This is a genomic window from Micromonospora yasonensis (assembly GCF_026013475.1).
Classification (GTDB): Bacteria; Actinomycetota; Actinomycetes; order Mycobacteriales; family Micromonosporaceae; genus Micromonospora; species Micromonospora yasonensis.
The window spans coordinates 17,779-27,727 of record NZ_JAPDPH010000083.1 but is presented as its reverse complement, the minus strand read 5'-3'; the positions used below and the strand labels follow the sequence as shown (position 1 = coordinate 27,727).

Genomic DNA, 9,949 nt, shown 5'->3' with positions numbered 1-9,949 from the left:
GCCGCCGCGGCGGTCGCCGGTGGCACGTACGTGATGGTGCGCCGCCGCCGGCGCGGCACGGTCGTCGCCTGAACCACCGCCACACCATCCCTTGGCGGAGGGCTGCCCGCGCCGGCTGAGCCGGCGCGGGCACCGCGCCCACACCGGACGGAGGTGGGAACCTGTCGCCACAGAACAGCCCCGGGCGCGGCCCGTCGCGGGCCCGCACCGTCGCCGTCCTCGCCGCCGTCATCCTCGCCGCGGCGACCGGGGCCGGCCTGGTCTCCGCCGGCCTCGGCAGCACCTCGACCCGACCCCCGCAGCCGGGGGCGTCGGTCGCCCCGACCGCCGAACACTCCGGCTCGCCCGGCCCGGTGCTCCCCCGCTCCGAACCGGTCCGGATCACCATCCCCCGCATCGGCGTCGACGCCGACATCATTCCGGTCGCCACCGACAGCAACGGCGCCCTCGAGGTCCCGCCGCTGGACCACCCGGAGGTCGCCGGCTGGTACCGGCCCGGCGCCGCCCCCGGGGAGGCCGGCAACGCGGTCATGGTGGGCCACGTCGACTCGCAGAACGGACCCGCGGTCTTCTTCGAGCTGGGTCGGCTCCGCCCCGGTGATGGCGTGCAGGTCACCCGGGCCGATGGCCGGGTCGCCCGGTTCACCGTGGACGGTGTCGGGGCGTACCCGAAGGAGCGCTTCCCCACCGAGCGGGTGTACGGCGGCGGCGCCGACGCCCGGCTCCGCCTGATCACCTGCGGCGGCCGGTTCAACCCGCGCACCGGCAACTACCCGGACAACATCGTGGTGTTCGCCACCGCGACCCGCTGACGCCGGCCCGACACCACCGGCTGGCCCGCACCCCGTACGGTAGGCCGTCAGTGTCCGGCTGGAGTTGCCGCAAGGAGGTGCACGATGGACCGGCCGGCGGTACGCGGCCCCGGAAGTCGACGCCTGCTGCCCACCCTCCTCACGCGCCTGCTCCGGCGCCCCGGCGACGGCACGGCGATACCCAGGCCCCGGCAGGCCAACCCGGACGCGGTGGTCGACTGCGCGGTCTACGTGGCGGGCCGGCGGGACCCGGGCCGGCCGCACTACGCCGACGCCTACGCGCGGGCCCGGCGGCACCGGCGGTCGTTCGTCTGGCTGGGGCTGCACGAGCCGGGCGCGGCGGTGATGGCGGCGGTCGGGCGCGCCTTCGGGCTCGACGAGCTGAGCGTCGCGCAGGCCCTCGCCGACGGGCACCGCCCGACGGTGCAGCGGCACGCGGCGGTGACGCTGCTCGTGCTGCGCACGGCGAGCTACGTCGAGCACGCCGAACTGACCGACACCTCCGAGGTGATCGACACCGGCGACGTGATGGTCTTCCTCGGCGACCGGTTCGTGATCACCGTGCGGCACGGCACGGCGGGCGCGCTCGCCCCGGTCCGGGCGGACCTGCAGGACCGCCCGGGGGTGCTGGCCGAGGGACCGTGGGCGGTCGGGTACGCGGTCTGCGCCCGGATGGTCGACCTCTATCAGGAGGTCGCCGGGCACCTGGAGCGGGATCTGGAACGGGTCGAGGAGAGTGTCTTCGCCCGCGACCGGAGCGCCGACATCCAACACATCTACCAGCTCAAACGGGAGGTGGTGGAGTTCAAGCGGGCGGTGCTGCCGTTGCAGGCGCCGCTGCGGGCGCTGCTGGAGCAGCGCGGCGACGGCCCGCCGCCGGCGTTGCACCGCTGGTTCGTCGACGTGGAGGGGCGGCTCACCCGGGCGGTGGACCGGATCGCCTCGTACGACGAGTTGCTCAACTCGATCCTCCAGTCCCGGCTGGCGCAGCTCGCCGTCGACCAGAACAACGACATGCGGAAGATCGCCGCGTGGGCCGCGATCGCCGCCGCGCAGACCGCGGTGGCCGGCATCTACGGCATGAACTTCACCCACATGCCGGAGCTGGGCTGGCGGTACGGCTACGGCGGGGCGCTGCTGCTGATGGCGACGGCCGCGTTCACCCTGCACCGGCTGTTCCGCCGCTCCGGCTGGCTGTAGGCGGGTCACGGTTTGTCGAGGTCGGACAGTTCCTGGTCGAGCAGCTCGGCGAGCCGGGCCACCCGCCACGGGTCGGACTCGGCGGTGATGCCGCGGCTGGGCATCTCCACCGTCATCAGCAGGTAGAGGTGCAGCCGGTACAGGCCGAACCGGCGGCGGACCGCGTCGTCCAGCGGGAACGGCGCGACGGTCCGGTACGCCCGGACCAGTGGGTCGTCCGGTTCGTCCTCGGTACGCCGGAACAGCAGCGGCGAGACCAGGTCCATCAGCGGGTCGCCCCACAGGTGGCGCTCGCCGTCGACCAGGCCACTGAGCCGGGGCGTGCCGTCCGGGCCATCGACGGCCAGGACGTTGCCCGCCCAGCCGTCGAAATGCAGCAGGGCCGGGCGGCGTACCGCGTCGAGGACGGGGGCGTGCCGGTCGACCAGTTCCCGGATGCGGGCGGCCGGCACCGGGAGCGGCACCCGCCAGTCCGCCGCGTCGGCGAGCAGGTCGTCCAGCATGGCGGTGTACGCCGCCCGCCAGGTGGGCCCGGTGGCCCGGCCGCCGTCGTAGCCGTACCGGTCGCCGGTGACGCCGTGCAGCGCGGCCAGGGCGACGCCGAACTCGACCCGGACCTCGTCGGTGTCGGCGCCGGCCTCGGTCAGCTCCCACATGCTGCGGCCCGGCAGCAGCCCGGTGAGCAGCCAGTCGCCCAGCTCCGGGTCGCTGCCGTGGTGCAGCAGCGGCGGGACGGGCACGGCCGGAGCCCGGGCGGCGAGCAGCCGCAGGTAGCGCGCCTCGGCGCCGATCATGTCGTCCTCGTAGCGCAGCAGCGGCACCCGCGGCGGCGGGCCCACCTTGAGCACCACGGCTCGGCCGTCGTCCAGGGTGACCCACCAGACCGCCGCGAAACCGCCGCCGGTCAGCGGCCCGCAGCCGGTGACCCCGGGTGCGGGGCCGAGGGCGGCGGCGACGTAGCGGCGCAACTGGTCCGGGTCGAGGCGGCGTTGGGTCGGGCTCATCCGGCCCGCCCCGTCCGGCCGGAGAGTGTCCCCGCGCTCTGGTCCATCTTCCGTGTCAGGGTAGTGGCCGCACAGGTCAAACGGTGTCCCGCGCCCAGCCGCTGGGAGCCGTGGCGCTGGGCGGGCCGCCGGGAACCAGCAGGGCCGGCCGAGCCGCCGGCAGCGGCGCGCTCCCCCGCACCACCAGCCCCGTACCGGCCGCCGCCGTCGCGTAGAGCGCCGCGAAGGCCAGCCAGCCCACCGCGCCCCCGTCGACGATCAGCCAGGTCAGCAGCACCGGGCCGAGCATCCGGGCCACCGGCACCCCGCTGCCGAAGAAGCCCTGGTACAGCCCGTGCCGGCCGGCCGGGGCCAGGTCGAAGCTGAGCTGCCACGCCCCGGCGCCGTGCGCCATCTCGGCGTACACCTGGGCCCCGGCGCCGAGCAGCAGGATCGCCGCGGCCGCCCACGGCGCGGACGCGGCGGCCGACAGCGCGAAGAGCCCGCACGCGACGACCATGGCGGCACCGGCACGGCGCAGCGACCGCACCGCCGCGGGCGGGTCCACCACCCGCCGGGCCATCCGCACCTGGGCCAGCATCACCGCCGCGGTGTTCACCACCGTACGGGCGTCCCGGCGGTCCGCCGCGTGCCCGGCCGGTACGCCGGCCAGCAGCCCGGCCGCCCAGGCGAGGGAGAGCCCGAGCCCGACCTGGCCGGGCGACAGGCCGACCACCTGGGTGAAGTAGAGCGCGGAGGTGACCAGGAACGCGCCGTCCCCGATCGAGTTGGCCAGCTGGGCCAGCGCGAGGGTACGCGCCGGTCCCGCGACGGGCAGCAGGCGGGCGGGCACGGCTCAGTGCTCGATCGGTCGGCGGGTACGGGCCCGCTTCAGCTCGAAGAAGCCGTCGGTGCCGGACACCAGCAGCACCCCGTCCCAGAGCCGGCCGGCGGCCTCGCCGCGCGGGTACGGCGCCACCACCGGCCCGAAGAACGCGTTCACCGGCCCGCCGGCCTCGGTGACGTGGATGGTCGGCGTGCCGAGATCCTCGCCGACCGGGTCCAGGCCGGCGTGGTGGCTGGCCAGCAGGGCCTCGTCGTGGTCGGTGGTGTCGGCCGCGTCGGCCAGCTCCGCCGGGAGGCCCACCTCGGCCAACGCGGCGACGTACAGCTCCCGCCCGATCGAGGCACGCTCGTGGTGGATCCGGTTACCCAGCGCGGTGTACAGGTCGCGCAGCATCCCCTCGCCGTACTTCTGCGCCGCCGCCACGCAGACCCGGACCGGTCCCATCCCCGGCTTCAGCCACTCCCGGTACCACTCCTCCAGCCCCTCCCGGCCGTCGTTGAGCACGGCCAGGCTCATCACGTGGAAGCGGACCTCGACATCGCGGACCCGCTCCACCTCGAGCAGCCAGCGGGAGGCGTTCCAGGCCCACGGGCAGCGCGGGTCGAACCACATGTCGGCGGTGGTCATCGTCATCTCGTCCCCTTCCACAAACCGTTGCGCCAGCACCGTATGCGGCAGGATCGGACCATTCCGAGGGCCGATCCGGACCGAATCCAATGGGCCAACCCACCATCAAGGCCCGCCATACGACGACGGGCCGGACTCCGAGGAGGAGTCCGGCCCGTCGGCGGCGCGTCGGGTCACATGGCTTGCGCCCCGTGCGCGTCGGCGCTGTTGCCCGCGTCGTGCGACTTGCCCGGGGCACGCGGCACACCGTTGACCGCCGAGGCGTCGTAGGCGAACGTGACGACCGCGGTCGCGATCGCGTCGCTGTTCACGTCGAGGGCCCTGACGCTGACATTGCCGTACAGGCCGTTGTCGGCGTTGAGCTGCCCGTAGAGGGCGCCGTTGGCCCCGTCGGCCACCGGCGTACCGCTGTCGCAGGACCGGTGGTAGCAGGAGTCGTAGGCGGCACCGGCCACACCGCCGAAGAGCGCCGCCTCCGCGGCCGTCTTCAGGCCCTCAGCGCCGGTGAAGAGCCCGCCGGCCGGGATGTCGACGCCACGGGCGATGAACGGGCCGTAGTCGGAGCGCCCGGTGAAGTCGGCCGGCACGGTGGGCAGGCCCCGGGCGGCGAAGAAGGACTCAAAGACCTTCTCGATCTGCGCGGAACCGGCCGGGCCGGGGCCGGCGCCGGAGGCCGCCGAGTCGTCACCGTCGTAGACGCCGAAGACGTAGTTCGGCGAGCCGACCATGTCGAAGTTCAGGTACAGCGCGATGTCGGCCCGCTGGGCCGGCGACAGCGCGGCGACGTAGTGGTTGGAGCCGAGCAGACCGCCCTCCTCCGCGCCCCACCAGGCGAATCGCACCGCGTTGTTCGGCTTCACCTTCGCGATCTGGAGCGCGACCTCGAGGATCGCCGCGCTACCGGTGCCGTTGTCGTTGAACCCCGGCCCGTCCGGGACCGAGTCCAGGTGCGCCCCGGCCATCACCACGTTGTCGGTACGGCCGTCGCGGGTCTGCGCGATGACATTCTCCGTGTCCCGCATCTGCGAGACGGTGTCCGCCTTGATCCGGACGGTCAGGCCGGCCGTCGAGGCGAACTCCACGCCCCGCTGGTACGAGACGGAAACCGCCGGGATGGCGACCGGCGCGCTGAGCGTGCCGGAGAACAGGGAGAACCGGTCGGGGTTGGTGGCCGGAGTGCCGTTGCCCTGGTTCATGATGATCGCCCCGGCCGCACCGGCGGCCGCCGCGTTGGTCGCCTTGACCCCGAAGCCGCAGTCGCCGCGCTGCATGAGCGCGACCTTGCCGCTCAGGTTCAGACCGGTGAAGTCGGCGGCCTCACAGCCGGAGGTGGAGGCGGCCGGATTCGCCAGCGCGAGGTCGACCGGGACGACCGCACCCGTGACGTCGCCCGCTCCGGAGAACGTCATCAGGTCGTAGTCGACCCCGTCGGCGTAGCTGGTGGGATTCGGCGCGACCTGCGCGAACGAGGAGGAGAACTCCTCGTAGAACGGGAACTGGAAAGGCTGCCGAGTGACCAGGTAGCCGGCCTCCTCCAGCTGTCCGGCCACGTAGTCGGCGCTGGCCGCGATGCCCCGTGCCGTCATCGCCCGAACGGGCGGCGACACCGGCCGCCCGACGTGTTTGAGCACCGGTGCGGCGGGAAGACACGCGCGCCGCGCGGGCCGATCGGCCCGAGGTCGCCGGACGACGCCCACCACCGCTCCGGCCGCGGCGGACGCGAGGAGGAGCGATGGCCCAGGCGGCCACCACACCGAGGAGCGCCCGGAAGGCCACCGGGGCGCGCAAGGCTTCGCAGCCGGCAAAGGCCGCGGCGAAGAAGGTCGCGACCGCCACCAAGCGGGCGACCGGGGCGATGGCGGCCAAGACCCCGGGCGGGAAGCCCACACCGACGACCGCCCGGGCGGCGCGGAAGAAGACGACCGCGGCGACCACCGCCACGCCCACCCGGCGGCCGACCAGCAAGGCGGTCGCCGCGAAGAAGGCCACCGCCGCGAAGAAGGCCCCGGCCACCAAGGCGGCGGCGAAGAAGGCGCCCGCCACCCGGGCCACCGCGAAGAAGGCGCCCGCGAAGAAGGCGCCGACGAAGAAGGGCACGGCCCGCAAGACCACGACGAAGCAGGCCGCCGCGACCACCCGGGCCCGTACCATCGCCGCGACCCGGCGGCCGGCGAAGAAGGCGACGACCATGGAGTCGTTCGGCAGCCGGCGTACGGCCCGCACGAGCGCCCGCTGAGCCGGCCGGGGGGCTCACCGGTCAGGGCGTGGTGAGCAGGCCGACCCGCTCGGTGGCGAGCGCGGCGAGCCGCTGGCCGATCTCCTGCGCCTCGCCGGCCAGCCGGTCCCGCAGCCGGGCGACCGCCGTGCCGGCCCGGTCGACCGACTCCCGGGCCCGCCGGATCCGGCCGCGCACGGCGAGGTCGGTGAAGATGTTGTCGAGGAAGATGTCGGTGAAGCGGGTCAGGTCGCCCACCGCCAGCTCCGGCGCCAGCCACTGCCCGGGCAGGTCGGCCAGCTCGGCCCGCAGCGCCGCGAGCCGCCGGTCGGCGACCCGGGCCGCCGCCGCCGCGTCGTCCATCCGGCCGTGCTTCATCATGCTGCCGATCATCCCGCCGCCGAGGAAGGTGTCGTAGGTGGACCAGTTGTCGGCCCTGGCCAGGTGATCGCGGACCGCGGCGAGGGCGTCGCGGGCGGCCGCCGCGGCCCAGGTCGCCTCCTCGACGTGCCGGGCCCGCGCGGTGAGCCGGCCCCGTTCCGCGGCGAGCGCGGCGAGGCGGGCGGCGCGCGGGTCCGCGCCGGCGAGGAGGCGGCGTTCCCGCTCGTCGAGCAGGCCCGCGTACGCCGCCGGCGCGCCGGCCAGCTCGGCGCGCCGTACCTGGGCGGCCCGGTGGTCGCGGCGCAGCCCAGCGAGGTGCACCTCGGCATCGACCTCGCGTCGGGCGGCCAGCTCGGCCTCGGCCCGCTCCCGGCGCAGGTCGTCCTCCCGGCTGCCGCGCAGGGACGCGAGGAGCCGGCTGGCCGACCGGCCCTCCAGCCGCGCGACGTCCGCCTGCTCCCGCTCGTGCGCGCGGCGCAGCCCGGCGAGCCGGCGCTCCGCCTCGTCCACGCGCCGGCGCAGCAGCTCGACCTGCCCGGCCACCGTCCCGTACTCCCGCACGCGCTCGGCCGCCTCGGCGAGCCGCCGGATCATCTCCCCGTCCATCCCGTCATTGGAGCGCGGCCGTGCAAGGCCGGGGCCGCCGGCCCGACGCGACCGGGCTGCGGCAGGATGGCGGTCGTGGCGAAACGCGGTGCCCGCCGGAGCGCGGCCGAGGAGACCCAGCCCTGCCCGTGCGGCGGCGGCCGGCCGTACGCGGACTGCTGCGGGCCGGTCCACCGGGGCGCGTCCACCGCGGCGACCGCGGAGGCGCTGATGCGCTCCCGGTACAGCGCGTTCGCCGTGGGCGACGCCGACTACCTGCTGCGCAGCTGGCACTCCTCGACCCGGCCGGCCCGGCTGCGGCTGGACCCCGGCACCCGGTGGACCCGGCTGGAGGTGGTCGGCGCCGACCGGGGTGGCCTCTTCGACAGCACCGGTACGGTCGCCTTCCGCGCCCACTACCGGGAGGCCGGCCGGCCCGGCTCCATCGACGAGCGCAGCCGCTTCGTCCGGGAGGACGGCAGCTGGGTCTACCTGGACGCCCTGCCCGACTGAACGGCAGGCGCCGGTCAGCGGCCGCCGACCGGCGCCTGCCGGGCCAGGCCCAGCCCGTCGACCGCCGCCACGACGAGGTCGTCCGGCGACGCCGCCACCTCCAGCACGATCCCGGACTCGTCCGGTTCCAGGTGTTCCAGGATGGCCCGCTGCGAGTCGAGCAGGCTGGCCGGCATGTAGTGCCCGACCCGCCGGCCCAGCCGGTCCCGGATCAGCTCCGCCGCCCCGTCCAGGTGGACGAACTCCACCTCCGGCGGCCCCTGCCGCAGCACGTCGCGGTAGGAACGCTTCAGGGCCGAGCAGGTGAGGATCGTGGAGACCCCCTCGGCGTGCCGGTCGGCCATCCACCCGGCCAGGGCGCGCAGCCACGGCCAGCGTTGCCCGTCGTCCAGCGGGATGCCGGCGCGCATCTGCGCCACGTTGGCCGCCGAGTGGAACTCGTCCGCCTCGGCGAACCGCAGGCCGGTCAACTCGGCGATCCCCCGGGCCACCGTCGTCTTGCCCGCCCCGGACACGCCCATCACCACGACGTGCCGGGTGGGCGGCCGCTCACCAGTCATGGACGGTGCCGTCGTTGAGCCGGTTGAACGGCAGGTACGCCGGCTGGTACGGGAACCGCGCGGCGGCCCCCTCGTCGAGTTCCACGCCGAGGCCCGGCTGCTCGCCCGGGTGCAGGTACCCGTCGGTGAATCTGAACGACTGCCGGAACACCTCGTTGGTCAGCGGGCCGTGCTGCATGTACTCCTGGATGCCGAAGTTGTGGATGGCCAGGTCCAAGTGCAGCGCGGCGGCCATGCCGACCGGCGAGATGTCGGTCGGCCCGTGGATGCCGGACTTGATCTGGTACTGGGCGGCGAAGTCGAGCAGCTTCCGCATGGCGGTGATGCCGCCGGTGTGGGTGACGGCGGAGCGCACGTAGTCGATGAGCTGTTCGCGGATCAGCGTCTGGTAGTCCCAGACGGTGTTGAAGACCTCGCCGATGGCCAGCGGGGTGGTGGTGTGCTGGCGGACCAGCCGCAGCGCGTCCTGGTTCTCCGCCGGGGTGCAGTCCTCCAGCCAGAACAGGTCGTACGGTTCGAGCGCCTTGCCGAGCTTGGCGGCCTGGATGGGGGTCATCCGGTGGTGGCCGTCGTGCAACAGCGGCAGCTCGGGGCCGAACTCGTTGCGGACCGCCTCGAAGACGCCGGGCAGATGGCGCAGGTAGGCGCGGGTGTCCCAGTCCTCCTCGGCGGGCAGCGGGGTGCGCTGGGCCGGCTCGTAGTCGTAGCGCTTGCCGTCGACGCTGGGCTGGGCGGCGACGCCGTAGACGGCGTTGATGCCGGGCACCGAGGTCTGCACCCGGATCGAGCGGAAGCCCAGCTCGAGGTGGCGGCGGATGGAGTCGAACAGCTCCGGCAGGTCCCGCCCGGAGGCGTGCCCGTACGCCATGATCCCGGTCCGGGAGGCACCGCCGAGGAGCTGGTAGAGCGGCATCCCGGCGGCCTTGGCCTTGATGTCCCAGAGCGCGACGTCGACGGCCGCGATCGCGGCCATGGTGACCGGCCCGCGCCGCCAGTACGCCGACCGGTAGAGGAACTGCCAGGTGTCCTCGATGCGGTGCGGGTCCCGGCCGATCAGCAGGGGGACGACGTGGTCGGCCAGGTAGGACGCGACGCTCAGTTCCCGCCCGTTGAGGGTGCCGTCGCCAAGCCCGGTGATCCCCTCGTCGGTAGTGATCTTGAGGGTGACGAAGTTGCGGTCGGGGCTGGAGACGATGACGTCCGCTGCGACGATCTTCACGCGATTG

At 74.6% G+C, this 9,949-nt stretch carries 10 protein-coding genes and 2 pseudogenes; 4 read left to right on the top strand and 8 right to left on the bottom strand.

What is annotated here, in order from left to right; translation table 11 throughout:
• The first annotated feature begins 353 nt into the window (after positions 1–353).
• Together ONA70_RS18370 and ONA70_RS18365 are read left to right on the top strand one after the other, a co-directional pair.
• A complete protein-coding gene (locus ONA70_RS18370) occupies positions 354–812 on the top strand; it encodes a class F sortase (RefSeq protein WP_265007672.1) in 459 nt (152 codons plus the stop codon).
• Positions 813–896: 84 nt separating this feature from the next.
• Complete coding sequence (locus tag ONA70_RS18365; RefSeq protein ID WP_265007671.1) at positions 897–2,012, top strand: magnesium and cobalt transport protein CorA; 1,116 nt, start codon at positions 897–899, stop codon at positions 2,010–2,012.
• Positions 2,013–2,017: 5 nt separating this feature from the next.
• Here ONA70_RS18365 and ONA70_RS18360 read toward each other — a convergent pair whose 3' ends face one another.
• The 5 genes and pseudogenes from ONA70_RS18360 to ONA70_RS18340 form a co-directional block, all read right to left on the bottom strand.
• Entirely contained in the window at positions 2,018–3,016 is a 999-nt protein-coding gene (locus ONA70_RS18360; protein WP_265007670.1) for a phosphotransferase family protein, read from the bottom strand.
• 76 nt (positions 3,017–3,092) lie between these two features.
• Positions 3,093–3,848: a hypothetical protein gene (locus tag ONA70_RS18355; RefSeq protein ID WP_265007669.1), complete on the bottom strand. Its 756-nt coding sequence runs from the start codon at positions 3,846–3,848 to the stop codon at positions 3,093–3,095.
• 3 nt (positions 3,849–3,851) lie between these two features.
• Positions 3,852–4,469 carry a mycothiol-dependent nitroreductase Rv2466c family protein gene (locus tag ONA70_RS18350; protein WP_406601210.1) on the bottom strand — a complete coding sequence of 206 codons (618 nt, stop codon included), beginning with the start codon at positions 4,467–4,469 and terminating at the stop codon, positions 3,852–3,854.
• A 281-nt stretch (positions 4,470–4,750) separates the two neighbouring features.
• Positions 4,751–5,476: pseudogene (locus ONA70_RS18345) on the bottom strand (M20/M25/M40 family metallo-hydrolase); the annotation flags it as partial.
• Positions 5,477–5,563: 87 nt separating this feature from the next.
• A pseudogene (locus ONA70_RS18340) lies at positions 5,564–5,878 on the bottom strand (PA domain-containing protein); the annotation flags it as partial.
• 323 nt (positions 5,879–6,201) lie between these two features.
• On the opposite strand from ONA70_RS18340, the gene ONA70_RS18335 reads away from it, so the two are divergent.
• Positions 6,202–6,705 (top strand): hypothetical protein, encoded by a 504-nt coding sequence (locus ONA70_RS18335; RefSeq protein WP_265007667.1) that lies wholly within the window; start codon positions 6,202–6,204, stop codon positions 6,703–6,705.
• Between the two features lie 21 nt (positions 6,706–6,726).
• Here the strand turns inward: ONA70_RS18335 and ONA70_RS18330 are convergent, their stop codons facing one another.
• On the bottom strand, positions 6,727–7,671 hold the full coding sequence (locus ONA70_RS18330; protein WP_265007666.1) for a hypothetical protein: 945 nt from the start codon (positions 7,669–7,671) through the stop codon (positions 6,727–6,729).
• Between the two features lie 75 nt (positions 7,672–7,746).
• On the opposite strand from ONA70_RS18330, the gene ONA70_RS18325 reads away from it, so the two are divergent.
• The gene (locus ONA70_RS18325; protein WP_265007665.1) at positions 7,747–8,163 is read left to right on the top strand and encodes a YchJ family protein; all 417 of its coding nucleotides are present in this window, start codon (positions 7,747–7,749) and stop codon (positions 8,161–8,163) included.
• A gap of 14 nt (positions 8,164–8,177) precedes the next feature.
• Here ONA70_RS18325 and ONA70_RS18320 read toward each other — a convergent pair whose 3' ends face one another.
• Positions 8,178–8,723 carry a gluconokinase gene (locus tag ONA70_RS18320; RefSeq protein WP_265007664.1) on the bottom strand — a complete coding sequence of 182 codons (546 nt, stop codon included), beginning with the start codon at positions 8,721–8,723 and terminating at the stop codon, positions 8,178–8,180.
• Entirely contained in the window at positions 8,713–9,942 is a 1,230-nt protein-coding gene (gene manD / locus ONA70_RS18315; protein ID WP_265007663.1) for a D-mannonate dehydratase ManD, read from the bottom strand. Before manD ends, ONA70_RS18320 begins: the two co-directional genes overlap by 11 nt.
• Positions 9,943–9,949 lie beyond the last annotated feature (7 nt).